24 protein-coding genes are annotated in these 24,996 nt (G+C 66.7%); 10 read left to right on the forward strand and 14 right to left on the reverse strand.

Annotated features, from left to right (window positions below; translation table 11 throughout):
• Positions 1-21: 21 nt before the first annotated feature.
• The 4 genes from ACSFA7_RS11080 (at position 22) to ACSFA7_RS11095 (ending at position 3,260) form a co-directional block, all read left to right on the forward strand.
• The gene (locus ACSFA7_RS11080; RefSeq protein WP_435499387.1) at positions 22-489 is read left to right on the forward strand and encodes an Lrp/AsnC family transcriptional regulator; all 468 of its coding nucleotides are present in this window, start codon (positions 22-24) and stop codon (positions 487-489) included.
• Positions 490-746: 257 nt separating this feature from the next.
• On the forward strand, positions 747-1,271 hold the full coding sequence (locus ACSFA7_RS11085) for a hypothetical protein (RefSeq protein WP_206176373.1): 525 nt from the start codon (positions 747-749) through the stop codon (positions 1,269-1,271).
• Between the two features lie 113 nt (positions 1,272-1,384).
• On the forward strand, positions 1,385-1,879 hold the full coding sequence (locus tag ACSFA7_RS11090) for a hypothetical protein (RefSeq protein ID WP_435499388.1): 495 nt from the start codon (positions 1,385-1,387) through the stop codon (positions 1,877-1,879).
• 133 nt (positions 1,880-2,012) lie between these two features.
• Positions 2,013-3,260, forward strand: a complete 1,248-nt coding sequence (locus ACSFA7_RS11095) for a metallophosphoesterase (RefSeq protein ID WP_435499389.1) — start codon at positions 2,013-2,015, stop codon at positions 3,258-3,260.
• A 21-nt stretch (positions 3,261-3,281) separates the two neighbouring features.
• Here ACSFA7_RS11095 and ACSFA7_RS11100 read toward each other — a convergent pair whose 3' ends face one another.
• On the reverse strand, positions 3,282-3,779 hold the full coding sequence (locus ACSFA7_RS11100; RefSeq protein WP_435499390.1) for a polyhydroxyalkanoate granule-associated phasin: 498 nt from the start codon (positions 3,777-3,779) through the stop codon (positions 3,282-3,284).
• Positions 3,780-3,979: 200 nt separating this feature from the next.
• Between ACSFA7_RS11100 and ACSFA7_RS11105 the strand changes: the two genes are divergently transcribed.
• A complete protein-coding gene (locus ACSFA7_RS11105) occupies positions 3,980-4,555 on the forward strand; it encodes an acyloxyacyl hydrolase (protein ID WP_435499391.1) in 576 nt (191 codons plus the stop codon).
• A gap of 3 nt (positions 4,556-4,558) precedes the next feature.
• Here ACSFA7_RS11105 and ACSFA7_RS11110 read toward each other — a convergent pair whose 3' ends face one another.
• From ACSFA7_RS11110 to ACSFA7_RS11120, 3 genes are read right to left on the reverse strand one after another with little or no spacing between them, the layout of a single operon-like run.
• The gene (locus ACSFA7_RS11110; protein WP_435499392.1) at positions 4,559-5,515 is read right to left on the reverse strand and encodes a lysylphosphatidylglycerol synthase domain-containing protein; all 957 of its coding nucleotides are present in this window, start codon (positions 5,513-5,515) and stop codon (positions 4,559-4,561) included.
• A 13-nt stretch (positions 5,516-5,528) separates the two neighbouring features.
• Positions 5,529-6,791, reverse strand: coding sequence for a cardiolipin synthase ClsB (gene clsB, locus ACSFA7_RS11115; RefSeq protein ID WP_435499393.1), 1,263 nt, complete (start codon positions 6,789-6,791; stop codon positions 5,529-5,531).
• A gap of 13 nt (positions 6,792-6,804) precedes the next feature.
• On the reverse strand, positions 6,805-7,593 hold the full coding sequence (locus tag ACSFA7_RS11120) for an endonuclease/exonuclease/phosphatase family protein (RefSeq protein WP_435499394.1): 789 nt from the start codon (positions 7,591-7,593) through the stop codon (positions 6,805-6,807).
• 244 nt (positions 7,594-7,837) lie between these two features.
• On the opposite strand from ACSFA7_RS11120, the gene ACSFA7_RS11125 reads away from it, so the two are divergent.
• Positions 7,838-8,272, forward strand: coding sequence for a serine/threonine protein kinase (locus tag ACSFA7_RS11125; protein ID WP_435499395.1), 435 nt, complete (start codon positions 7,838-7,840; stop codon positions 8,270-8,272).
• Positions 8,273-8,364: 92 nt separating this feature from the next.
• Here the strand turns inward: ACSFA7_RS11125 and ACSFA7_RS11130 are convergent, their stop codons facing one another.
• From ACSFA7_RS11130 to ACSFA7_RS11150, 5 genes are all read right to left on the reverse strand, one after another.
• The gene (locus tag ACSFA7_RS11130) at positions 8,365-8,931 is read right to left on the reverse strand and encodes a Spy/CpxP family protein refolding chaperone (RefSeq protein ID WP_435499396.1); all 567 of its coding nucleotides are present in this window, start codon (positions 8,929-8,931) and stop codon (positions 8,365-8,367) included.
• A gap of 153 nt (positions 8,932-9,084) precedes the next feature.
• The gene (locus ACSFA7_RS11135; protein WP_435499397.1) at positions 9,085-10,158 is read right to left on the reverse strand and encodes a flavodoxin family protein; all 1,074 of its coding nucleotides are present in this window, start codon (positions 10,156-10,158) and stop codon (positions 9,085-9,087) included.
• Positions 10,159-10,238: 80 nt separating this feature from the next.
• Positions 10,239-11,135, reverse strand: a complete 897-nt coding sequence (locus ACSFA7_RS11140; RefSeq protein ID WP_435499398.1) for a pirin family protein — start codon at positions 11,133-11,135, stop codon at positions 10,239-10,241.
• Positions 11,136-11,186: 51 nt separating this feature from the next.
• Positions 11,187-11,744: a hypothetical protein gene (locus ACSFA7_RS11145; protein WP_435499399.1), complete on the reverse strand. Its 558-nt coding sequence runs from the start codon at positions 11,742-11,744 to the stop codon at positions 11,187-11,189.
• Positions 11,741-13,153, reverse strand: a complete 1,413-nt coding sequence (locus tag ACSFA7_RS11150; protein ID WP_435499400.1) for a carotenoid oxygenase family protein — start codon at positions 13,151-13,153, stop codon at positions 11,741-11,743. Before ACSFA7_RS11150 ends, ACSFA7_RS11145 begins: the two co-directional genes overlap by 4 nt.
• 144 nt (positions 13,154-13,297) lie before the next feature.
• Between ACSFA7_RS11150 and ACSFA7_RS11155 the strand changes: the two genes are divergently transcribed.
• Positions 13,298-13,939: a TetR/AcrR family transcriptional regulator gene (locus ACSFA7_RS11155; RefSeq protein ID WP_435499401.1), complete on the forward strand. Its 642-nt coding sequence runs from the start codon at positions 13,298-13,300 to the stop codon at positions 13,937-13,939.
• 17 nt (positions 13,940-13,956) lie between these two features.
• On the opposite strand, the gene ACSFA7_RS11160 is transcribed toward ACSFA7_RS11155, so the two are convergent.
• From ACSFA7_RS11160 to ACSFA7_RS11180, 5 genes are read right to left on the reverse strand one after another with little or no spacing between them, the layout of a single operon-like run.
• Positions 13,957-14,733 (reverse strand): GNAT family N-acetyltransferase, encoded by a 777-nt coding sequence (locus ACSFA7_RS11160; RefSeq protein ID WP_435499402.1) that lies wholly within the window; start codon positions 14,731-14,733, stop codon positions 13,957-13,959.
• Entirely contained in the window at positions 14,730-15,977 is a 1,248-nt protein-coding gene (locus tag ACSFA7_RS11165) for a biosynthetic peptidoglycan transglycosylase (RefSeq protein ID WP_435499565.1), read from the reverse strand. Before ACSFA7_RS11165 ends, ACSFA7_RS11160 begins: the two co-directional genes overlap by 4 nt.
• Positions 15,978-16,008: 31 nt before the next feature.
• On the reverse strand, positions 16,009-16,578 hold the full coding sequence (locus ACSFA7_RS11170) for a hypothetical protein (RefSeq protein WP_435499403.1): 570 nt from the start codon (positions 16,576-16,578) through the stop codon (positions 16,009-16,011).
• The gene (gene xrtQ / locus ACSFA7_RS11175) at positions 16,559-17,488 is read right to left on the reverse strand and encodes an exosortase Q (protein ID WP_435499404.1); all 930 of its coding nucleotides are present in this window, start codon (positions 17,486-17,488) and stop codon (positions 16,559-16,561) included. The genes ACSFA7_RS11170 and xrtQ overlap by 20 nt, the downstream gene beginning before the upstream one ends.
• Positions 17,489-17,506: 18 nt before the next feature.
• On the reverse strand, positions 17,507-19,567 hold the full coding sequence (locus ACSFA7_RS11180; RefSeq protein ID WP_435499405.1) for a VIT and vWA domain-containing protein: 2,061 nt from the start codon (positions 19,565-19,567) through the stop codon (positions 17,507-17,509).
• 205 nt (positions 19,568-19,772) lie between these two features.
• Here ACSFA7_RS11180 and creD point away from each other — a divergent pair, with 205 nt between their 5' ends.
• From creD to ACSFA7_RS11195, 3 genes are read left to right on the forward strand one after another with little or no spacing between them, the layout of a single operon-like run.
• Positions 19,773-21,230, forward strand: a complete 1,458-nt coding sequence (creD, locus tag ACSFA7_RS11185; RefSeq protein WP_435499406.1) for a cell envelope integrity protein CreD — start codon at positions 19,773-19,775, stop codon at positions 21,228-21,230.
• Positions 21,227-22,519, forward strand: coding sequence for a glycoside hydrolase family 3 N-terminal domain-containing protein (locus ACSFA7_RS11190; RefSeq protein WP_435499407.1), 1,293 nt, complete (start codon positions 21,227-21,229; stop codon positions 22,517-22,519). Before creD ends, ACSFA7_RS11190 begins: the two co-directional genes overlap by 4 nt.
• Before the next feature lie 11 nt (positions 22,520-22,530).
• Positions 22,531-24,933, forward strand: coding sequence for a penicillin-binding protein 1A (locus tag ACSFA7_RS11195; RefSeq protein ID WP_435499408.1), 2,403 nt, complete (start codon positions 22,531-22,533; stop codon positions 24,931-24,933).
• Positions 24,934-24,996 lie beyond the last annotated feature (63 nt).

Below are 24,996 nucleotides of genomic sequence, written 5' to 3' on the forward strand. Positions count from 1 at the left end.
TTTCTACAGATATATAGATTCATGAAATTGGATTCCATAGACCTCAAGATTCTCGACATCCTTCAGCGCGACGCCGAGCAACAGGTGGCGCAGATCGCCGAACGGGTGGGCCTTTCCGCCACGCCCTGCTGGCGACGCATCCAGCGCATGAAGGAGGCGGGCGTCATCACGCGCCAGGTGGCCTTGCTCGATCCGCAAAAGATCAATGTGGGCGTGACGGTGTTTGTGTCGGTGCGCACCAGCACGCACACGCAGGAATGGTTCGACCGCTTCACGGCCACGGTCGACGCCATTGCGGAGGTGGTCGAGTTCTACCGGATGAGCGGCGACGTGGACTACCTCCTGCGCGTGGTGGTGCCCGACATCGCCGCCTACGACGCCGTCTACAAGCGGTTGATCGCGGGGACCAACCTTCATGACGTCAGTTCCAGCTTTGCGATGCAGGAGCTGAAGCAGACGACCGCCTTGCCGCTCGGCTATGTGTTGTAGGTCGCTTTGCACCGCCGCGGGCGCGGGCCATGCACCCGTGCGGATCGGCCTCAAGAGCGTTGCGTCTCAGGGTTTCCGTGAGGTCGGCGTCCGAAACAGGCTGCGATGCCCGTCACACAGCCGTCATCAGCTATTAAAACAATAGCGTTCAACTCTGTTTCGAGGATCGTTCCTCGTAAACGCTATATCTAGCCCGACTCTTGCTAAGCAAAATCCTCGACGGATTTCACGTCATGCAAGATCGAGGACAACAAGCAATGAACCCTATGCGTCTCCGGCGGCCCTTGGCCGCTTTGGTACTGGGCGGTACAGCAGCATTCCTCGGCGCCGTTTTGCCGGCCCACGCTTTCTCGAACCCGCCCATCCAGGTGGCGCAGGGCATCGAGTACATGTGCGGCGGCGCAGCCAAGGGCGAGGCCGACTTCATGGAAATGGTGGCGCCGCGCTGGGCTGCGACGATCGAGTTGGGCGTGAGCGACGGCAAGGGCGCGCAGCTTCTCGGCTTCCCGGCCAAGGCCTCGGTCCAGATCCGCCAGAAATACACCGGCCAGGCGGTGATGGACGTGGAGACGCAAGCGCCCTACATGCTCGCGCGCCTCAACCCGGGTGCCTACGACGTGAACGTCACGCTGGGCGGACTCACGCTCACGCAGTCGCTGATCGTGATTGCCGGTTCGCCGGCCCGCGCGTCGTTCCTCTGGCCGTCGAACTTCGATATGGCCTCGGTCACGCCCCCGATGCCGCAAACGCAGGCGCTGGCGCAGACCTCCGCGGCCCGCTGAGCGAGCCTCGCACCACGGCCGCATTCGCGGCCAGTGGTCAGCCTTTTCTAAGTCGTGCGCCGCACATTGGCGGCGTGGCTTTCGTCATCACGACCAGGAAAGGATTCAAGACCATGACCTCCCGTTTTTCTTCTTCCTCGAGCACGCGGCCGCTGGCGGCCTTCATGTTGTGCGGCGCCGTGCTGCTTGGGGCGCTGTCGTCGGCACACGCGACGGTGAATCCGCCGATCTACATGGCGCACGGCGTCGAATACATGAGCGGCGGCATCGGCAGCGATGAAGCGCAGCTGATGGAGACGGTCTCGCCGCGCTGGCCCGCCACCCTCGAATTCGCGGTCAAGGACCACAAGGGCAGCGCCGACTTCGCCGCCGGCGTGCACGTCACGGTGCGCGACAGCAGCGGCACCGCGCTGCTGGACAATGTGGTCTCTGGCGGCCCGTTCATGGTGGCGCGGCTGGAACCGGGCACCTATGAAGTCGAGGCGCGCATCGGCAGCCAGACGCTCAAGCAATCGTTGACGGTGCCGCATGGCGCATCCGCCAAGGCCATCTTCGAATGGCCGGCGGGCACCGACATGGCCTCGGCGGGCACGCGCACGGTGCAGTGACGCGGCGCCGCCGGCGGCCGGCGCCGCTCGCAGCAGCCGCGAAATTCTGACGCTCGTCAAGCCACGGCGCCCGCTATCCGGGCGTCGTGCGCTATAGAAAAAATAGCGAATGCGGCGCCTTTCCGCGTCTTGAATGCGCGGCATGCGCCTTGCAGGTGGTGTATCCCGGGCAGTGCCCGAACCCATTGCCCCGATGCCGATCCGCCCCCTGAGCGCTCTGACCGCGCTGCTGCACGTCTACATAGCGCTGCGCCTCGTGCCCGCGCTGGCCACGCTCACGCCCGCGTGGCCGCTGGCGCTGGTGCTGCTGGCGGTGTCGGCGCTGACGATTCCGCTGCCTTTCGTCTCGCGTCGCATTGCGGCCAACGCCTCGGTGGGCGAGGTGCTCAAGTGGGTCGGCCTGATCAGCATGGGCTGGTTTTCGTCGATGTTCGTGCTGACGCTGGTGCGCGATGCCGGCCTGCTGCTCACCTGGCTGGCGGGCGCGCTGGGCTTTGTGCAGGTGCGCTGGAATGCGCTCTTGCCGTGGAGCGCGCTGGCGGTGCTGGCAATGGCCACGGGCACTTCGCTCGTCGGCTTCATCAACGCGCGCCGCACGGCGAGCGTGAAGCGCGTCGAAGTGCCGATCCGCGGGCTGCCGACGGCGCTCGAGGGCTTCACGATCGCGCAGCTCAGCGACATCCACGTCGGGCCGACGATCCGGAGCGCGTACATCCAGCGCATCGTCGACGCGGTGAACCGGCTCGGCGCCGACGCCATCGCGATCACCGGCGACCTCGTGGACGGCACGGTGCCCGAACTGCGCGAACACATCGCGCCGCTCGCGGGGCTGCGAGCGCGCCACGGCACCTTCGTGGTCACGGGCAACCACGAGTACTACGCGGGCGCCCATGCATGGATCGACGAGTTGCGCCGGCTCGGGCTGAAGGTGCTGCTCAACGAGCACGTGGTGCTGCAGACGCGCAATGTGCGCGGCGCGCAGACTGATGAAGAACTCTTCGAAAGCGCCCTGGTGCTGGCCGGCGTGACCGACTTCACCGCCGGGCACTTCGATGCGGCGCATGCGAGCGATCCGCACCTGGCGCTGTTCGATGCGCCGCCGCTGGTGCACACGCGCGTGCTGCTGGCGCACCAGCCGCGCAGCGCAACGGTGGCGGCCGCGGCGGGCTACCAGCTGCAGCTGTCGGGCCACACGCATGGCGGGCAGTTCTTTCCGTGGAACCTGTTCGTGCCGATGCAGCAGCCCTTCACGGCGGGTCTGCACCGGCTGCACGACATGTGGATCTATGTGAGCCGCGGCACCGGCTACTGGGGCCCACCGAAGCGCTTTGGTGCGCCTTCGGAAATCACGCTGCTGACGCTGGTGCCCGCGCGGCCCTGAAAGCGCCGCGCTTCTCTCCCGTCAGGATTGCAGCTGGGCCAGCCGCCGCGCGTTCGACGTGGCCGCGGCGTGGATGGGCTTGAGGCCTTCGCGGGCGATGCGGGCGGCAATGCCGGAGAGCTGGCTGGCCGTGCTCGCCGTGCGGGTCGCGGTCTGCACGAAGGCGTCGCTGCGCGCGGCCGCCTGCGCGGGGGTGACACTGCCGGCCATCGAGAAGAAGGCCGTCGTGCCCTGAAGCCATTGCTGCAGCGCCTTGTTGGCCAGCGAGAAATGGCTGCTGTGCCACTGCTTGACCATCGCAATGCCCGATTCGCTGGCCGCGGCGAGCTTCTCGTGCCCCATGAGCTGGAACTCCGCGAGGTCGGCCGCGCTGGGCGTGAGTCCGGCCCTGGCGATGCGCTCGGTCCGCATGCGGATCACCGAGCCGGAGGACAGCAGCATCTCGTTGGTCTTGAGGGCCAGGTCGAGCCACTGCATGAGCGGATTGGCCAGACGGGCGGTGGTACTGAGAGATGACATATGGGGCCGATGCGTGGGGGGAGGAGAACCCACTATAGGCCTCGACCGTTTCGATTGCTGCAGCGCAGCAATATCAATCTGCATTCTTGTTGAACAAGTCCTACCTTTGGATGTGGAAATTACGTGCTGCGCCCGCGCCGGACGCTGGAGAAAGTAAATATTTGGACTTTCTCTCATCATCCGCATCGAGCACTCACAACATGAAAAAAAGTTCTTGCACGCCCCTGCGTGTCGCCGTGTTCGCAGGCCTTCTCGGCTTGCTCGGCACGGCGGCCCATGCTTCTGGCGACGACACCCGCGGCATCTACATCGACGGCGGCCACGCACGGCACGGGGAAAAGGGCGATACCAACTCGGTCAGCGTCGGCATGACAGTGCCGTGGTCGTTCAGCGAAAGACCACAAGGCAGCCCGTTCTCCTCGTACCTCGACTTCTACATAAGCAACTGGCATGCGCGCCCCCTCGACGACGGCCCACGCAATTTCGTCCAGATCGGCGCGATCTACACCTTGCGCTACCGCTTCGGCGACGGCGCATCGCCCTGGTTCGCCGAAGGCGGCGTCGGCGCGACCCTGATGGACCACGTCTACCGCACGCCCGATCGCAGCTTCAGCACGGCCTTCCAGTTCACCGAGGTGCTCGGCATCGGGCGCAGCTTCGGCGACAACGGGGCGCACGAAGTCTCGCTGCGGGTACAGCACGTCTCGAATGGCGGCATCAAGAAGCCCAACCCGGGCGAGACCTTCCTGCGCCTGCGCTACACCTACCACTTCTAGGATCTAGGCCAAGCGCTGCCGGCGACGGCGCGCGCGCATCTCCATGACCAGGTAAGCGCCCAACGCAACCGCCAGCGGCAGCAGGTAATACAGCCCCCGGTAAGCCAGCAGCGCCCCGAGCAGCGTGGCTCCGGGCACCTGGTACGACAGCAGCGCGACGAACACCGCCTCGAGCACGCCGAGCCCCGCCGGCACGTGCGTGACGACGCCGGCCACCGCGGCCACTAGCAGCACCGCGAGCACGTGCGGATAGCCGACCTCGCCCTGCAACAACAGCCAGATCACGCCGCCCATCAGCGACCAGTTCAGGCACGACATCGCCAACTGCAGCAGCGCCATCGCGAGCCCCGGCGTCTTGAACGTGTGGCCGCGCACGCGCCAGATGCGCCCCGCCGAGAAAGCACACAACGCCAGGTAGCCCGCCGACACCGCCAGCAGCACCGCGCCGAGCACACGGAGGCCCTCGCTGCCGATCTTCCATTCGGGCGGCAGCGTCATCGGCCAGAAAGAGAAGGCCACGCCAGCCACCACCAGGTAGCCGACCCAGTTGGTCAGCATGCTGAAGCCCAGCACGCGGGTGATGGTCTCGTTGCCCAGGCCCAGGCGCGAATAGAGCCGGTAGCGAAAGGCCACGCCGCCCACCAGCGAGCCGAAGTTCAGGTTGAAGGCGTAGCTGATGAAGGTCACGCCCATCACGGAGCCGGCGCCGAGCTTGTGCTTCGTCAAGTGCCGGCCCAGCAGGTCGTAGGTGCTGTAGAGCGCGAAGCTGCATGCGGCCAGCGCGCCAGCCGCGAAGAGCGTGGTCGCAGGCAGCGCACGGATAGCCTCGAGCACTTCGCTCCAGTCGATGGCGCGCGCCTGATTCACCAGCAGCCAGGCGACGAGCCCGAAGAAGCCCCACACGACCACCCGGCGGGCCCAGGGCCACCAGGGCTGGCGAGCGAGGGCCATCGTGGTCATCGGTTCATGGGCCTCATGCCGCTTCCGTCGGCGTGGCGCCGCCGGTGTGCTCGTTGTTCTTCTGCCGTTCGGCCAGATCGGTCGCCTCGGCGGGCGTCAGCCGCGGCACGTGGCGCGGCAGGCGGTCCAGCCACGCGGGATACCAGCGCAGGAAGTGGAAGATGAAGAAGCTGCGCACCAGCCGCCACCCGCTCCATTCGCTCGCGAGTTCGGCCGTGTCGATCTGCTTGCAGCTGTGCTGCATGAGCTGTTCCATGCGCTGCCACAGCACCTCGTTGAAGGCCTTGTCGCGCACGACCACGTTGGCTTCGAGATTGAGCGACAGGCTCAGCGGATCGAGGTTGCTCGAACCCACCGTGCTCCAGCGGTCGTCCATCAGCGCGACTTTGCCGTGCAGCGGCCGGTCGCAGTACTCGTAGATGCGAACGCCCGCGTGCAGCAGGTGGTGGTACAGCATGCTCGCGGCTGTCTTCACGATCGGCATGTCGGGCTCGCCCTGGAGGATGAGCCGCACGTCGACGCCGCGCCGCGCCGCGCGTCGCAGTTCCTTGATGAGCCGGTAGCCCGGAAAGAAATACGCATTGGCGATCACGATGCGCTCGCGCGCCGAGCGGATCGCGGCGCGGTAGTGGCGCTCGATGTCGTTGGTGTGGCGGCGATTGTCGCGCGTCACGAAGATCACGTCGGCTTCGCCGGCCGTGGTCTGGCGCACCGGCGGCGCCTGCTTGAGCCGGCGGCGGAACCACCCCGCACCCTTGCCGCCGACGGCAATGGCACGCAGCACGAACTGGTGGATCTCCGCCACGATGGGGCCCGCAAGTTCCACAGCGTAGTCCTGCTTGGCCTTGGGGCCGAAGTCGAGCAGGTGGTCGGCCGAGTAGTTGATGCCGCCCACGAAGGCGCGTTCGCCATCGACCACGACGATCTTGCGGTGCATGCGGCGGAACACGTTCAGCCGCTGCCCCATGAAACGCTGGCCGGGGTCGAACACCCGCACCTTCACGCCGACCGAGGTCAGCCCTTCGATGAATTCGCGCGAGAGGTCGGGCGAGCCGAAGCCGTCGATCATCAGGTCGACCTTCGCGCCGCGTTGTGCCGCTTCGCGCAGCGCCGCGTGCAACGCGAGGCCCACCTTGTCCTCGAACAGGATGAAGGTCTCGACGATGACTTCGCGCTGCGCCGCGCGGATCGCATCGAACACGCGCGGAAAGAACTCCTCGCCGTTCTCGAGCAGCTCGATGCGGTTCCCGCCGACCCAATGGTTGCCGTTGCTCATGGTGCCGTCCGCTTCAGAGATCGATGTCCGCCACAAGTGGCGCGTGGTCCGAGAGATGCGACCAGGGCCTGCGCGGCAGCACCACCGGCGCGTGCACGCCGGCGTTGCGCACGTAGATGCGGTCCAGCGGCAGCACCGGGAAGCGCGACGGAAAGGTCTTGGCGGCGCGCCCGTTGGCGTGCACGAACACCTCGCGCAGCGAGGCGCCTTTTTCGAGCACCTCGTGCGCGCGGCCGCGCCAGTCGTTGAAATCGCCCGCGACGATCAGCGGCGCATCGGCAGGCACTTCGTCACGCACGATGTGGCAGAGCAACTCCAGCTGTTGCTGGCGGTGCGCTTCGGCCAGGCCCAAATGCGCGCAGATCACGTGCACGTCGACCGTGCGGCCCGGCAGGCGCAGCACGCAGTGCAGCAGCCCGCGCTTCTCGGGGCCGCTCACCGACACGTCGTGGTTGCGGAAATGCACGATCGGAAATTTCGACAGCACCGCATTGCCGTGGTGGCCCTTCGGGTACACGGCGTTGCGGCCGTAGGCGAACTGGGGCCACATGGTGTCGGCGAGGAATTCGTAGTGCGGCGCCTCGGGCCAGTTGCTCACCTTGCGCGAGTGGCGCGAGTGCGTGCCCAGCACCTCCTGCAGGAACACCACGTCGGCGCCCACCGTGCGCACGGCGTCGCGCAGCTCGGGAAGGATGAACTTGCGGTTGAGCGCGGTGAAACCCTTGTGGGTGTTCACCGTCATGACCTTGAGCGAGGTCGGCGCAGGCGCGGCCGCAGCGGGGATCGGGGAGGTGGAAGACATCGGTTCTGGCGTTGTACGTGCCCGCGCCCGGCCTGCCTGTAGGAACGCGCCACCTTCTTCCGTGCCGTTCTCCGCACCTTTCGCGCGTGGGAGGTCGGCTCCTACAGGCAGGCCTGCCGCGCCCCGACACAGGCGCCTTTATCGGGCTCCTACGGTGACTTCAGGGCTTTGAAAAAGGAAGCCCAAGGTTTCCATCCTTTCATCCATGACTCATCCGAGACAACGCAAGCACAAGGAGCACCACATGAAGCAGCAACACTCGATTTTCCGAACGACGGTGATGGCAGCGCTCTTGGGCGTGGCCGGAGCGGCAATCGCCCAGACCACATCCATCCCCGCCCAGCCCGACCCGGCCGTGGGTGGCCAGGCGAGCACGATGACGCCGGCCGGCGTGGCGAATCCGACCCAGCGCCCCGACAACTCGATGCCCGCCTCCCGCGAGGCCGTGAAGGCAGAGGCACGCGTGCAGAACCGCAACAACGCCAACAGCATGGTGCCCAAGGGCGAGGCGACGACCACGATCAACCACCAGCCCAACGCCATGCCGCAGCCAACGGGCGAGATGTCACGTGCGGAAGTCAGCCAGCAGGCGCGCAAGGTGAAGCCGCGCTTCGGCGAGAAGGGCGAGCGTCCGGCGGTGCCGACCAACCCGACGGAAAAGACAGGTACGCCGCAGTAAGCAGGCACGGTGCCTGAACCAAGAAAGAAAGCCCGCAGCGCACAAGGCGCTGCGGGCTTTTTCGTGGGCCGCCGTCACCGGCGGCTGGCGACTCAGCTCTTGACGGGCGCTGCGTCGCGCGGACCGCCATGGTGGCCGTGACCGCGATGGAAACGGCCGCCGGCGTGCACCGTTTCAGCATCGAAGGTCTTCTGCTGCTCGGGCGTCAGCGCGGCATAGAAGGTCTTCGTGGCTTCGGCGCGCTTGGCGAACATCGCGCTACGCTCGGCTTGGCGGGTCTGCATGCGTTCCAGGCGCTCGGGCGTGGTCAGCTTGGCGAACTCGGCGCGGTCCATGCGTTGCGGACGGGCACCGGCCGGCGGCTGGTTGGCCGTGGTGTAGGTGGTCCATGCGCCTTCCTGGGCGGCGGTCAGCTTGAGCTTGTCCTTCAGCGCGGCGAGGCGCTTGGCACGGTGTTCCTTCATGCGCTCCATGCGCTGGGCCGGGTCCATGCGCTTGTGCTGCGCCTTGGGAGCGGCGGTGGTGTCGGCCTGGGCCACGGTGGCGGCAGGTGCCGGCGTGGTGGTCGCTGCCGGCGCTTGAGCGAAGGCACCCGAAGAGGCGAGGGCGGCGGAGCCCAGCAGGCTCGCCCAGACGATGCGTTGGCGAAGAGAAATCATGAGAAGTGCTTCCTTTCGAAGAAGCCCGCCACCGATGGGCAGCAGGTGAAGCGAAGTGTGGAAGACGTCTGTATCGCCTCCGTTAGCCTGAAGTGAGCTTGCGTAAAGAATGATGAATCGCACCCTCGCGCGCAGCACGTCCGCGTGATTTTTTTACTTGGGCCGGGGACGCTTCAGGCCCCGGTCAGGGGCCTGCAGTTTGCCGGCGCGCAACTCGCCCACCGCGCGGGCGACGGCGCGAGCCACGTTGCGCACTTCTTCCTGCACATCGGCGTCTTCGTCGAGCGTGTCGTGGCTGGTCGCATAGGGCTCGAAGTAGCCGATGTAGCGGTCCAGGCGCGCCTGCGTGCCGGCGTCGACGAGGCCCATCCAGTCGAGCCAGTCGGTGAGATTGCGGCGCAGGCTCTCGACACCGGCCACGTCGCCGTGCACCACCACGCCATAGACACGGCCGTCCAGGTGCTTGGGATAGCCCCAGCCCTCGAGTTCGAGCGCCTTGGCTTCCTCGGGCTTCTTGCCGTGAGTGCTGGTGGGGTCGGGGTTGCCGCCGTCGGCGCACACCAGCCGGTCGATCATCAGCTTCAACGGGCTGGTGGCCTGGTACCAGTGCGTGGGTGTGAGCAGGATCACGCCGTGCGCGGCGACCCAGCGCTCGTAGATCTCGTTCATCCAGTCGCCGGTCTGGCGCAGCGAGTGATTGGGGTAGCAGCTGCAGGGCCAATGGCACAGCGGCATCGCGGTGGAGACGCAGCCCTTGCAGGGATGGATCTGCCGCCCGTACTCCGAGGTGACGAGGCTCAGGTCGAGCACGTCGGCCTCGATGCCGCTGCATTCGAGCACTTCCTGCGCGAGCCCCGCGAGGCGCCAGGTCTTGGAGACCTCGCCGGGGCAGGTGCCGTCGTTGCGCGGGGAACCGTTGACCAGCAGCACGCGCGAGCGCGTCTGCGGCTGGCCCCATGCCGCCTGTGCGGCATCGATGCGCGCCTTGGCTTCGAGCCAGTCGACGGAGAGGTCGTAGTCGGGGTCCGCATACCCGGGCCCGGCCTTGCGCGTGACGGGCGCCTTGCGGCCTTCCTGGTAGGCCTCCCACGCGATCAGCTCGATGCGCTCGAGTGAGCCCGCCTCGGCCTTGAACGCAGGGTCCTGGAAGGGCTGCATGAAGCGGTCATGGAACTGGGCGCGCTGCAGCGTGTCGGGCGCCTGTCCTTTTCGGATCCTGGGGGGCATGGGCGCAATCTATGCGCCGCATGCCACGGAGCGGCCTGCACCGCGATGCCGACTTTCGGTAGGCCCGCGACTACAGCGACTCAGCCGAACTGGCCGTTCTGGAAGTCGTGCACGGCCTGCTTCACTTCTTCCTGCGTGTTCATCACGAACGGGCCGTATTGCGCGATGGGTTCGTGCAGCGGCCGGCCGGCAATGAGCAGCGCGCGCGCCGGGCTGTGGTTGGTGGCGCCGGCACGCAGCACCACGCCGTCGCTGCCGGCGTCGTTGGCGAGGATCGCCATGCGGCGCGTCGGCACTTCGCTCCCCGCGATCCAGAGCGATTCGCGGAACACGTAGACCAGCACGTTGTGGTCCGCGGGCAGCGGCTGCGCGAACTCGGCGCCCGGCGGCAGCGTGATGTCCAGGTAGAGCGGCTCGGTGTGCGCGCGCAGCACCGCGCCTTCGATGCCGTGGCTGGTGCCGGCGATCACGCGCACGTGCACGCCCCCGGCGGTGGTGTATTCGGGGATCTCTTCGCTCTGGATGTCGCGGTACCAGGGGTCGCGCATCTTGTCTTTCGCGGGCAGGTTGAGCCAGAGCTGAAAGCCTTCCATGAGGCCCTCTTCCTGCTCGGGCAGCTCGCTGTGCACGAGGCCGCGGCCGGCGGTCATCCACTGCACGCCGCCGTTCTCGAGCAGCCCTTCGTGACCGGCGCTGTCGCGGTGTCGCATGCGGCCCGCGATCATGTAGGTGACGGTTTCGAAGCCCCGGTGCGGATGGTTCGGAAAGCCGCCGATGTAGTCGCCCGGGTTGTCGCTGCCAAAGGCGTCGAGCATCAGGTAGGGATCGAGCCGTTTCTGCAGTGGCTGCTGCAGCACGCGGGTGAGTTTGACGCCGTCGCCGTCGCTGGTGGAGACACCGGCCACGATGTGGTCGAGGCCGCGGGGCGCGACAACGGGTTCGGTGGGGTGGTTGGCGTTTTTCTTCATGCGGCCCATGGTGTCACCAACCCCCTGACCGCACCACCGGTGGGGATGAGCGCATCCTTGTCAGCCGGCAGCCTGAAATTTCGCCCGCATGTGCTCCGGATACCACTTCGTGAAGCGGATCGCACCGACGATGGCCGCGACCGTCACCGCAATGCCCACCCACAAGGGCAGCGAGGGCATGTAGATCATGGCCACGTCCGCGAACACCATGAGCGCGAAGGCGACGGCCCATGCGGCGGTGATGACGTTGTTGACCAACCTGAAGCCCGGCTGCGTCCACACCTCGGGCGGCGTCTGCTCCTTCGCGTATTGCAACGTGAAGGGCTGGCCGACGAGCATCGAGGCCAGCACCACGATCAGGAGGCCGGCGTCGACGCGCAGGCGCACGCCCAGCAGCGACCACTCAGTGTGCGCCACGAGCGCGTAGACCGCAAGCCCGCCGAACAGCAGCACGGTGCCGATCTCCAGCACCTTGACCGTGCGCCCGGGCGTGAGCCAGTCGCGCACCAGGAACACCGCCGACAGCAGCGCCGCCGCCCACAGCGCAGGTACGACGCCCAGGACGCGGTCGAACACCGCGAAGACGATGAAGGGCAGGAAGGCCAGCAGCATGCTCATGTGCGTTCTCCAAACCAGTTGCCATGAAAGCCGACCGGCACGCGGTGCGGCAGCGACGCCGTGCAGACCGGGCCCTTGGCGAGCGCGCAGGCATCGAAGATGACGAGGTCACTGGTGTTGGTCGCGCCGCGCCACACGGTGGCGAGCAGCCAGCCGTCGCCTTCTTCGGCATCGGGCGAGCGGGGGACGAAGACGCCTTCCGACACCACGTCGGGCGCGGGGAACATGTACATGTCGCGCTCGCCCTTCTTCGAGTGGTCGATATGGAGCAGGCCCGCGTAGAGGCGCGGCGGCTCGCCGGGCGCCGCTTCGGCGTGACACGCATACCAGCCGTGGCGGTAGGGCAGGCCGGCGAAGCGTTCGTCGATGCGCGGGAACTCGCCCGGGATTTCCGCGAGCCGCGTCCGCGTGAATTCGCGCGACGGGTTCGACAGGTCGAACTGCCAGCGCACCAGCCAGCTCGGTGACGGCGCGTCGCTCGCGGGCGAGCCATCGGGCTTCGGAAAGAGGGGCGGCGTGTCGAACTGGAACACGTCGGCGAACAGGCTGCCATCGGCCTCCCAGGCGTTCATAACGTGGAACGCGTAGCAGCTCGGTCCGCGCCACCAGACGATGTCGGCCGTGCTGCCGCCCCGCGGCATCAGGCCGACGCGGGTGCCGTACTCGGGCTCCCAGGCAAAGGGCGGTCGGCCGCTCTGGGCGCGCTCCAAGCTGGCGGTGAGCGGCATGACGGGGAACATCACATGGCGGTCGGTCACCATGAAGTCGTGGACCATGCTGGCGTAGGGCGCCTCGAAATGCTCGAAGCGCGTCACGCGGCCTTCCGGCGAGATCACACCGAAGCTCATGCCGTTCGACAGCCGTGCCGGCGTGCCGTAGCCGAAGAACAGCAGTTCGCCGGTGCGCGGATCGGTCTTCGGATGGGCAGTGAAGGTGCCGCTCAGGCGGCCGTCGAAATCGGTGGCGCCCAGGGTGGCGAGCGTGGGCAGTTCGAAGCCGATGGGCAGATGCGCCTCCTCGAGCGCGAGCAGCCGGCCGGCGTGGGCGATCACGTTGGTGTTGCCCGTGCCGTCGTGCTTGGGCGGAGGTCCGTCGCTGACAGTCGCTTTCTGGAAACTGCTGGTCAGGTCCCGCCCTTCGGTGGCGGCGCGCCAGAGATCGGTGCGCAGCCAGCGGTTGCGGTAATGCACCTGGCCATCGGCCAGGGTGAACGAATGCAGCATGCCGTCGCCCGCGAACCAGTGCGCCTTGGGATCGGGCACCACCGGGTTCGGGCCGTTCCGCACCAGCGTGCCGCGAAGGCCTTCGGGAAGGGTGCCTTGCAGGGGCAGCGGGCCGAGCGCCGTTTCGAAGTCGATCGGGGCCATGTTGGGCGGCGGGGCGTTGCGAGGGAGGGTGATGTCGTTCATCGGGGCTCCAGGGGTTTCGAGGGAAGGTCGGTCGAATATCTTTCCAGTGGAAATATCAATGAGCCCGCGCGTGCTGTCAAGGAATTTTTCCAGTGGTAAGATTTTTGGCCTCCTCGCCACTGCCGTCGCTTTTTTCGCTTTCCCATGACCACCGAAACCCCGTCCAAGCGCTACCACCACGGCTCGCTGCCTGAGGCGCTGCTGGCCGCGGCCGAGGCCGTGTTGCTGCGTGACGGCATTTCCGGCCTGGGCCTGCGGGCCATCGCGCGGGAAGCGGGGGTGTCGCACACGGCGCCCAAGCACCACTTCGGCGACATGTCGGGATTGGTGAGCGAACTGGCCGCAGTTGGTTTCCGGCGCCTGACCGATGCCATGCGCACCGCCGCGCCCGAGATCGCGGACGTGCCCGAGCGCCGCAACGCCATCGCGCGCGCCTATGTGCACTTCGCCAACGACAACGCGGCGATGTTCGGGCTGATGTTCCGCAACGACATGATCGACATGCGGCGCCCCGCCCTGCACACAGCCGCCCGCGAGTCGATGCGCGTGATGGCCGCCATCATCGGCGGCAGGCCGGAAACCTCGGCGGAAACGCCGGTGTCGTTGGGCAACGCCGAGGCCGTGCAGATGACAGCCGCCTGGGGCTACGTACACGGCCTGGCGATCCTGCTGATCGACCAGCGCCTGGGCGGCATCCTTCAGCTGACGCCCGGATTCGGCAGCCCGATCGACTTGGTCGATGCGACGCTGCGAGATGCGCGCTTCGGCTTCGAAGCCGGCGATTGAAGAAGAGGACCTGGGCCTTACCGGGACCACTGCTGGCGTTGCCAGTATCTGTATTGCCAGTGGGTTTCGAACCCTGCGCGCCGATAGAGCGACAGCGCCGGATGGTTCTGCGCATCGACCTGCAGGAACACACGCTCGAAACCCTTCGTCAGCGCCGCTTGGGCGAGCCCCGCCAGCACGCGCCCGGCCAGTCCCCGGCCCCGGTGCGCCTTGTCGGTCCGCATGCCGTGCACGCTGGCCCAGCCGTGTCCGAAAGCCATCGCGCCCGCGGCCACTGTGCGCCCGTTTTCGCGCACGCTGGCATAGAGCGAGCCCTTGGCGCGGGCCAGCGCGCGCACACGATGGGCGCCGTCCACCGGATCGAAGCCCTCGCCGAGGAACAGTGCCGCCCAGGCGTCGTCGGGTGTGCGGTCGACATCGGCCAACGCACCTCCGCCGGCACCGGCCGCGGCCTGCCGCATCTGCCGTGTGGTTCCGATCTGCACGCAGGTTGGGCTGTCGCCCATGTAGTGGCGCCGCTCCAGCTCGGCGCGCAGGCTTTCGAAGCAATCGGCATCTGCCAGCCGCAGCGCAGGGGCGACCTGGCGGCTGTCGTAACGGTCTTCGATGCGGTCGAGCGTGGCTGGGTCTACCGCACTGCGATGCAGCGGAACCGCCGATCTCGCACGCTTGACGGTGCCGCCGTCAAAAGGCAGCAGCCAGCCGTCGAGTTCCTCGGATGCCTCGGGCGATACCGCCGCGATGGTGGCGCGCTCGATGGCCTCGATGTCGGCAATGCTCGGCACTGTGCTCATGGCGTATTGGCCTCTGGTGGGATGTACTTGGCCGCTGCCACGCTCTTGAGCAACGCCTCTCGCTGGTTGCGGCTGATGCCGCGCACGCTTTCGGCGACCCACTTGGTGCGGTCGGGGTCGATGTTTCCGTCGCGCCGCCATTGCTCGAGCACGGCCTGCGGCTTGTGCAGCATCGCGGCGAGCCAGACGGCCTGTGCGGGCTCCAGCGTGCGTGCGCTGCGCTTGAAGTAACGCCGCGCCGCCGCCTCGGCACCGCAGATGTTGCCGCCCCAGGGCGCGTTGTCCAGGTAGAGCTGCAGGATGCGGGCCTTGCCCAGCGTCTGCTCCATCTCGACCGCATAGAGCATCTCGCGCAGCTTGCGCTCGGCCGTGCGGTCGCTGCCGGTCACCAGCAGCTTGGCGAGTTGCTGCGTGAGCGTGCTGCCGCCGCGCTTGGTCTGGCCTTCCTTCTGGTTGTTGTCGATCGACGCGAGGATCTCGGTGATGTCGTAGCCCGCGTGCTGGAAGAAGCGCTGGTCTTCGGCCGCGATGACGGCCCGGGCCAGCCAGCTGTCGTTGGCCAGCTTGGCGGACGGGCCGCAGCTGGTGCGCGCACCGAGCATCGCCTCGGTGCCGAGGCCCTCGACGGTGAACTGGCTGATGACGGGCTGCACAGCGAACGTGGCCTCGGGCAGCACCAGCTGTGCGCTCAAGGCGAGCGTGCCGCCGATGCGCGCGCGCTGCAGCTCGGGCAGCGTGGGCACCAGCACCGCGTACCAGCGCGCGATGGGCGCGTCCTGGACCTTGGCGCTCAGGTGCAGGTTCTTCGGCGCGAGGCGGCCTTCCCATGTGCCCTGGAGCATGTCGGTTTCGGTGGTCCGGGGCGTGGCTTCGAAAGTGCCGGTCAGCGTGTTGCCGTCGCGGCGCACGGTGGCGACCAGGCGTTCGACCTTGATCGGCTGCGTGCCGAGCGCCGGCACCTCAACGCTGCAGGGTTCGCAGCGTAGCTCCTGCAGGCCGGCTGCGTCTTTCCAGCTGAAACGCACGGTGCCGAAACGGGTATCGAGGGAATGACCATCCAGCCGCGGTGCGAACCAGGACGAGGTGGCCAGGCGCATCGCAGTCGGCACACCGATCTCGAAGTTGAGCGGACCGGCCTTCACCGCCGTGCTCCATTCGCCCGCCGCCGGAGCCAGCGCGATCTTGACTATCAAAAAGATAGCTACAAGCGCTGTCAACACGAGGGCCAGCAGCCCGAAAAGCACAAATCGCAAGGTCTTCTTCACAAACACGCTCTCACATCGGTCTCGCCACCGTGACGGCTTGCCACGGACCGGTCGACTGCCCACTGGCCGCCGACCAATACCAGGCTGAAGTGTCGGTGAAAGCCGTGCCTTGGGCATCGACGATGCGCTCGCAAACGCGGATCTTTTGAGGGCCGTGCCGTTGCGCAACAAAACAGCGCCACAAACGCGCCTGCGCGTCGCGCTCCAGCCGCGCCTGTTCGATGCGGTAGCCGAGCGCGCGGTAGCAGTCCGCGGCCGGATGGAGCATGCGGGTGGGCTGTTTCACCTCGCGCATCACGAGGGTCTGGGTACCGTCGGTCATGCGGCCGATGGCGCCGGGGAAGCGGTCGGCGAAGCGCTGCTCGACTTCGCTCAATGCGAGCGGCCGCAGCGGAACGCCGTCCCACTGGCTGGGCCACTCGTGCGAGGCAGCCATCGCCTCGGGCGCAGACGGTGCCCGCAGCGCCGCCGCCGTCGACCACAGCATGCACAGCAGCATCGCCAGCGCGAAGGCTGTCTTGTGGCCGATGCGGTTGATGAAATGGTTGGCGAACCAGCGTTCAAAGAACGGTGTCGACATGGCGGCCTCCTTGCGTGGTGATCAGGCCCGATATAGGGTGATCGGCGGGTTCCGGCATGGCACGCGCAGGCACCATCAGGCGGGCGATGCAGCCGCAGACGGCCGCCAGCACGACCAGGCCCAGCGCGTTGTGCGCCCACGGCGCCAGCGCATGCCCCGCGCCTTCGAAAGCGATGAGCACGCTGTTGCGCACGATGTTGCCGGCCAGCACCAGCAGGCCGACCATTGGCAGGCGCCGCAGGAAAGCCTTGTCGCTGCGTCGCGCCCACAGCGCGACGGCACAGGCGGCGAAGTAGCCCAGCCACACCATCTGCACGCCGGAGCAGGGCGCATCGACGATCACCAGGCGACCGTCCACCATCAAGCTCGTGCCTTCGCGCGCCACGTCGAAGCCCGGTGCGAGCAGCCAGCGACTGGCCTCGGCCGTCACCACGCGCAGCGGATAACCTGCATAGAACTGCAGCGATGACAACAGCGGCAGTGCGAGCACCGCGAGACCCGCTACCGGCAGCGCCGCGACGCGCCTCGGCAGAAAAGCCAGCAGGCCGCAGGCCAGTGCCAGCACAGCCACCAGTCCCGCCGCCAGCGGCGGCAGCGCCGGCACGACACCGAGCCCCGAACGCAGCAGCGTGGCGAGCACGGTGCCTGCACCCGCGAGCGCCAGCCAGCCGAGCCGCGGCGAAGCGCGCAACTCACGTCGGCATTGCCATGCCAATGCAGCCAGTGCAACCAATGCCAGCAGGCCCAGCGGATCGTCGGAGCCGTCGCGCATGCGCTGGACCATCCATGCCCAGGTCGGCGTCAGCGCGGCGAACTGCAGCGTGAGCCAGCCTGCGGCCGGCGTGCGGTCGATGTGAATGCCCCAGTCCACGATGCGCGGATGACGGTGGGCGAGCGTTGCCAGAGACATGTTTTTCTTTCCGCTCGTTCAAGAGGTGAATCGGCGAGCATCGTTGCGGCGCGCGCGGCGGCGCAGCATGGCGAGCATCGACAGCACGACGGCGATGGCGCCGAGCGTTTCGGGTTCGGGGGTGCTGGGCACCTCGGCGCCCAGCGCCAGGTCGCTCACACCTTGCGGCATCGGCAGCGGTTGGTTCACATCGACGCTGTTCTGCGGCGCCAGGTTGCGCACAACCTTGTCGACTGCGATGAAGCTCGTGTACTGCGTGAGCAGGCTGTACTTCAGGCCCAGCTCGGTGATGCGTTCCTTGAAGGCCGCGCTGCCTTCGAGTGTTTCCTGGTCGCTCAAGCTCTGGATGCGATGACGCGCCCACAGCGTGCGCAGCGCGGCGGTGTCCAGGCGGGTGCGGTCGTCGATGCGCACTTCCTGGCGGTACGGGCCGCTGGCGCCCTGGCCTTCGATGATGACGCGGCCTTTGGGCTCGCCGCGCCACTTGCCGAACACGATCACCGGTCGTTCGCCGAGCACGTCGGGCAGGGCTTGGGGTTCCACGTCGTACACATCGAGACCGCCGAAGGTGGCCTTCACGCTGGTGAGCACCGGAGACTCCACCATGCGGCGAAACCGTGCGGCCTGCTCGGGCGCCTGCACCGGGTCGGTGATGATGAAGGGCTCGCCCATGCCGGCGCGCGCAATGCCTTCCATCAGGCTGCGGTTCACCGAAGAGCCGATGCCGAAGGCGAACACGTTGGCTTTGGAGAGGTTGCTGCGCACCAGGTCAAAGGCTTCGCGCTCGACCGTCACGTAGCCGTCGGTCACCACGACCACGGTGCGCGACACGTTCTCTTCCTTCGGCTCGGCGTAGACGCGTTTCAACGCCGGAATCAGTTCGGTGCTGCCGCTGCCGCTGTAGTTCTTGATCGTCGCGAGCGCCTGTTCGATGTTGGCGCGCGTGGCCGGCACGGATTTCGGCGAGAGCATCTTGTTGCTGCCCGAAAACAGCAGCACGTTGAAGGTATCGCTCGGGCGAAGGCCTCCGATCAGGCGTTCGAGCACCGTCTTGGCGGTATCGAGCGGAAAGCCATGCATCGAGCCCGAGATGTCGACCACGAAGATGTAGTCGCGCGGCGAGATCGCGCTGGCGGCCACGGCTTTGGGCGGCTCGACCATGGCGAGAAAGAAGTTCTCGGCGTTCTCACCTTGGCCCTTGTAGAGCATCAGGCCCGACTCGATCTTTTCGCCCGCGAGGCGGTAGTCCAGCACGAAGTCACGGTTGTCGGCAGGGCGGCCATCGGCTGTGAGCGTGATGTCAGCGTGCTGGTCTTCGTCGCTCTTCTTCACATCGATGGTGTGGGTGGTCGAGCGCACTTCCTTCAGGCCCATCGGCGTGTCGATGGTGGCCTTGAGCTTGAAGCTGGTGCTCGGTGCCACGCCTGCATGCAGCGTGGGTTGTGCCGCCCACTTGGCTTGCGCGTTCTCCGATTGCGGGCTGTTGTAGCGTGGGCCGACCACGGTCGGGAACACGAACTCGTAGTTGCCCGATTGCGGCACCAAGAGCTCGGTGTAGCGCAGCTCCACCTTCACGTCGTCGCCGGGCAGGATGTTGGCGACGTTCATCTGGAACACGTTGGGCAGGTGCTGCTCGAGCAGTGCGGCGGTCTTGCCTTCTTTCTTCGCCGTGTCGTATTCGATCTGCGCTTGCTGCTTCTCGCGGATCTGCGCGGTGATCAGTCGATCCGCCAGCCGAACATTAAGACCGCTCACAGCGGCCTTGGTCGAGCCGGGGAACACATACTTGGCTTCGATGGCGCGCTGGCCTTCGTTGCGATAGGTCTGCGTGACCGTGACATCGGCGATCACGCCCGAGATCTTCACGGCGACTTCCGTGCCCTTGAGCGGCAGGCGATCGACCGAAGGGTCGTCGCTCTTGACGAAGAAATACGGGCTCTCCGTCTTCAGGCGCGGGCCGGCAGGCGCTTCCTGCGCATGCACAGGGCGCAGGCCCATGGCGATGAAGCCCGCGGTCGCCAGGCTCACGGTGGCGAGCCAGAGCCAGCGGCCGGGACGTGGGGTGGTGGTGGCATCCATGGCGGGGGTCCTTGTCCGTGCGAACTTGCACGGCCGCAACTTTCGGCGGCGTGCGAGAAGGCAGTTGGAAGGCTCCTTGAAGTCGCCGGCCGCGAACGTCGCGCTGTGTGAAGCCTGTGTGAAGTGCCGCCGTCCGGGTGCTTCACACAAGCTTCGGATCGCGCAGGGAGCATCGCCGCTTCGCTACAGACGAGGAGAAAAAATCATGCTTCAGTTCCTGAAGGCACTTCAGACATCCGTGCTGGCCAAGGTGGCCGGACTGTTCTTCCTGATGCTGCTGCTTTGCATTCCGCTTGCGGAGATCGATTCGATCAACAACGCACGCGGCGAGAGCCGGCGCGAAGCCGCGCAGGAACTCGCCGCCACCTATGCCAGCCGCCAGACCATGGTCGGTCCGCTGTTGCTGGTTCCGTACGTCGAGCGCTGGATGGAGCCGCTGCGCGACGCGCAAGGCAAGGTGATCGGCCAGGAGCAACGCAGCAAGGAGATGGTCCACGCGGTGTTTCCCGACAAGCTGCACATCGACGGCTCGATGACGCCGCAGGAGCGTTATCGCGGCATCTTCAAGATTCCGTTCTACACACTCAACGCCACGCTGACCGGCGGATTCACGGCCTTCGACCCCAAGGTCTTGCCTCACAGCGAAACCGATTCGAAGATCGAGTTCAAGGCACCCTTCATCGCCTTCAACGTGAGCGACTTGCGCGGCCTCGACGGCTCGCCGGCGCTGGTGATGGGCGGCGAGGCGCTGCGTTTCAAGCAACGCGTGCCGGGCATCGCCGACAACGCCTGGTTCGCCGACGGCATCCACGCACCGGTCACAGGCACCGCGCTCGCGGCATGGCAGGCCAACACGCCCCTGACCTTCGAGATGAAGCTCGGCCTGGTCGGCCAGGACACCCTCGCGATCGCGCCCATCGCCGAAGACACCACCGCACGCCTCACCTCGCCTTGGGCGCACCCGAGCTTCGGTGGCCGTTTTCTCGCCGCGCAACGCAACGTGACGCCGCAGGGCTTCGATGCGCAATGGCGCATCTCGTCGCTCGTGACCTCGGCGCGCGAGCAGGTGCGTGCCGGACTCTCCGGTCGCGTCGACGGCAACGACACAGCCGCAGCGGCAAGCAGCGCGCGCCCGCAGCGCAATCTCGGCCCGCTGCAGACCTTCGACGTGTCGCTTGCGCAGCCGATCAACGTCTATTCGATGAGCACACGCGCCGGCAAGTACGGCATGCTCTTCATCGGCCTGGTGCTGATGGCGGCCTTCATGTTCGAGCTCTTCCGCAAGTTGCGCCTGCACCCGATCCAGTACGGCCTGGTCGGCCTTTCTATCGCGCTGTTCTTCCTGTTGCTGCTCGCGCTGTCGGAAAAGTTCGCGTTCTGGATCGCCTATGCGAGCGCAGCCGGCGCAAGCGTTGCACTGCTCGCCGTGTACTTCAGCGCAGTGCTCGGCGGTTGGCGGCGCGGACTGTCGTTCGGTGCCTTCATCGCGCTGTTGTATGGCGCACTCTACGGACTGCTCGCCTCCGAAAGCAATGCGCTACTGCTCGGCGCATTGCTGATCTTCGGCATGCTGGCCACGTTGATGTTGGTGACGCGCAAGGTCGACTGGTACGCACTGTCGCGGCGCGCCGAGCCTGCAGCACCTGCTGCACAAGGCGCATGAAACTCCTGCGCTTCGCGCTCGGCGCCCTGGGCTGGCTGGCCCTGGCAGCGCTGTGGTTCTGGGCCTTGCACCTGAAGGACCCGCATCTGCGCTTCATGCGTGCATGGGAGTTGCCGATTTTGCTGGGTGCGCTGGGCGTGGGCGCGGTGACCGCGTGGCGCTTCGGTCGCCGCGCACTCCGGCCCGTGTCGCTCGGCCTGGTGTTCGCGGCGCTGCTCATGGCCCTCGGCAACGAAATGACGAGCCTGCGTCACCGTGCCGAGGTACCCGCTTCATCCGGTCCCGTGGCGCAGATGCTCGGTGCGCACTTCATGGTTGGCTACGACGATGCGAAGGACCTGCACGAACTCGCCCGCAAGGGCTTGATCGGCGGCGTGTTCATCACGGGCCGCAACGTGAAGGGACGCACGGCCATCGAACTGCGCGAGGAAATCGATGAGTTGCAGGCATTGCGCCGCGAAGCCGGCATGCCTGCGCTGATCATCGCGACAGACCAGGAGGGCGGTGCCGTGTCCCGCCTCTCGCCTTTGATCGAACGCCAGCCCGGCCTCTCCACGCTCGTCGACGCCGACGTGCCCGAAGCCGAACTCGCGCAGCGCGCCCATGCCTACGGCGCACAGCAAGGCCGCTCACTCGCTGCGCTCGGCATCACGCTCAACTTCAGTCCCGTGGTCGATCTGCGTACCGGCCGCGCACCGGGGCGATGGGACTTCCACACCCGCATCGACGAACGCGCCATCTCGGCCGACCCCGCTCTCACCGCGCAGGTGGCGCTCGCTTACGAGCAAGGCCTCGAATCGGCTGGCGTGCGGGGCACCCTCAAGCACTTTCCCGGACTCGCCGGCGTGACCGAGGACACACACCACTTCGCCGCGACCCTGCGCACGCCCGTCGCCCGACTTGCAACACATGACTGGAAGCCGTTTCAAGACGTGTCGAGAAAATCGAACGCCGCGATCATGCTAGGTCATGTGGTCGTTCCGGAACTCGACCCCATCTATCCGGTCTCTTTCTCGCGCAAAATCGTGCAGCAGCTGATTCGCGGCGAGTGGGGCTACCAGGGCCTGCTCGTCACCGACGATCTGACGATGCGCGCGGCCTACAACCGCGGGCTGTGCGACACCACGGTCCGCGCCCTCGATGCCGGTGTGGACCTGTTGTTGATCGCTTTCGACCACGACAAGTATTTCGACGCCATGCATTGCGCGCAGCAGGCCGCGCAGCGCGGCGCACTCGACCTGCCGATGCTGGAACGCAGCGGCGCCCGCCGGCTCCAACCCCTTCGCTAGCCACTTTCTCTATGTTCAAACGTTCAAGCCCCTCCCGACCCGACGACGGCGCCACGCCGAACGACCGCGACGCCCGCTGGCGGCTCATCGGCAAATGGAGCGCCATCGTGGTGGGCTCCGGCGCACTGATGGTGCTGGTCGCATCCATCGTCGCGGTGGTTGCCATCTATCCGAAGCTGCCCGATATTTCCGAGCTCGCCGATTACCGGCCCAAGCTGCCGCTGCGCGTGTATTCCACCGAAGGCACGCTGATCGGCGAGTTCGGCGAAGAGCGCCGCAACCTCACGCCCTTCGCGAGCATTCCCAAGGTCATGAAGGATGCCGTGCTCGCCGTGGAAGACGCGCGCTTCTACGACCATGGCGGCGTCGACTACAAGGGCTTCATGCGCGCCGCGGTGGCCAGCCTGAAGGGCGGTAGGAAGCAGGGCGCCTCGACCATCACGATGCAGGTGGCGCGCAACGTCTACCTGAGCTCGGAACGCACGCTCAGCCGCAAGACCTACGAGATCATGCTGGCCTTCCGGCTCGAGCAGCAGCTCACGAAGGACCAGATCCTCGAGATCTACCTGAACCAGATCTACCTCGGTAACCGTGCCTACGGTTTCGCCGCTGCATCCGAAACGTATTTCGGCAAGCCCCTGCAGAACGTGACCATTGCCGAAGCCGCCATGCTCGCCGGTTTGCCGAAGGCCCCGGGTGCGAACAACCCGGTAGCCAACCCGCGCCGTGCACGCGCACGCCAGCTCTACGTGATCGACCGCATGCAGGAGACCGGCTTCATCACCGCCGAGCAGGCGGCCGAGGCAAAGAAGGAAGAACTGCACCTGCGCGATGCGGCCGACCCGAACCGCCTGCATGCCGAGTACGTGGCCGAAACCGTGCGGCAGATGATGTACGCGCAGTACGGCGACAGCATCTACACGAGCGGCATGAAGGTCTACACCTCGCTGGTCGCAGCGGACCAGGCGGCTGCCTACAAGTCGCTGCGCAAGGGCATCATGGATTACGAGCGCCGGCAGGTCTATCGCGGTCCCGAGAAGTTCGTGGACCTGCCGACCGAGCAGAAAGAAGTCGATGAGGCCGTCGATGACGCGCTTGCCGAGCATCCGGACAACGGCGATGTGATCGCCGCCGTCGTGCTCGATGCCAATGCGAAGGAAATCGACGCGGTGCGCGCCAACGGCGAAGCGATCCAGATCACCGGTGAAGGCCTCAAGCCCGCGCAGTCGGGCCTCGCCGCCAAGGCGCCGCCCAACATCAAGATCCGCCGTGGCGCTGTGATCCGCGTGGCCAAGACGCCGAAGGGCACTTGGGAGATCACGCAACTGCCCGAAGTGGAAGGCGCCTTCATCGCGATGGACCCGCGCAGCGGCGCCATCAAGGCATTGGTCGGCGGTTTCGATTTCGGCAAGAACAAGTTCAATCACGTGACGCAGGCCTGGCGCCAGCCCGGGTCGAGCTTCAAGCCGTTCATCTATTCGGCCGCGCTCGAAAAGGGCTTCACCCCCGCCACCGTGGTGAACGATGCGCCGCTGTATTTCGATGCCAGCGCCAATGGCGGCCAGCCGTGGGAGCCGAAGAATTTCGAAGGCACGTATGAAGGTCCGATGCCGCTGCGCACCGCGTTGATGAAATCCAAGAACCTGGTGACGCTGCGCGTGCTGCAGTCGATTGGCGCGCCCTATGCGCAGGACTGGGTCACGAAGTTCGGCTTCGACAAGGACAAGCAACCCGCCAACCTGCCGATGGGCCTGGGTGCCGGCTCGGTCACGCCGATGCAGATGGCCGTGGGCTACTCGGTGTTTGCCAACGGCGGCTACCGCGTCAATCCGTACCTCGTCACCCGCGTCACCGACATGAAGGACAAGGTCATCATGGAAACCGAGCCACCGGTGCTCGACGAAGCGCGGCGTGCCATTCCCGAGCGCAATGCCTTCATCATGGATTCGCTGCTCCAAAGCGTGGTGAGGGGCGGCACCGCGTTCAAGGCGCACCAGGCCCTCAAGCGCGATGACCTCTACGGCAAGACCGGCACCACCAACGATTCCTTCGACACCTGGTTCGCAGGCTTCCAGCCCACGCGCGTGGGCATTGCATGGATCGGCTACGACACGCCGCGCCAGCTCGGCGTGCGCGGCGAAACCGGCGGCAGCCTGAGCCTGCCGATCTGGATCGGCTACATGCAATCGGCGCTGCAGGGCGTGCCGGTGACGCAGCCGGCCGCACCGCCCGGCGTGGTGAACATCGACGGCGAGTGGTACTTCGACGACTTCACGCCGGGGCACAACGTGGCGAGCCTGGGTCTCGAGAACGCCGAGCAGGCACCACCGCCGGTGGAAGAGCTCACCGGCGCACCGATCGGTGCACCGCCGCCGCCTGAAGAGCGCAACCGCATCCTCGATTTCTTCAGATAAGCCCCGCCAGAAGGGGACGGCATCGGGTCTCTACACTCGGTGCCGTCCCCTTTTTTCTTTGGC

The sequence above is a fragment of the Variovorax trehalosi genome, assembly GCF_051216415.1.
Lineage (GTDB): Bacteria > Pseudomonadota > Gammaproteobacteria > Burkholderiales > Burkholderiaceae_C > Variovorax.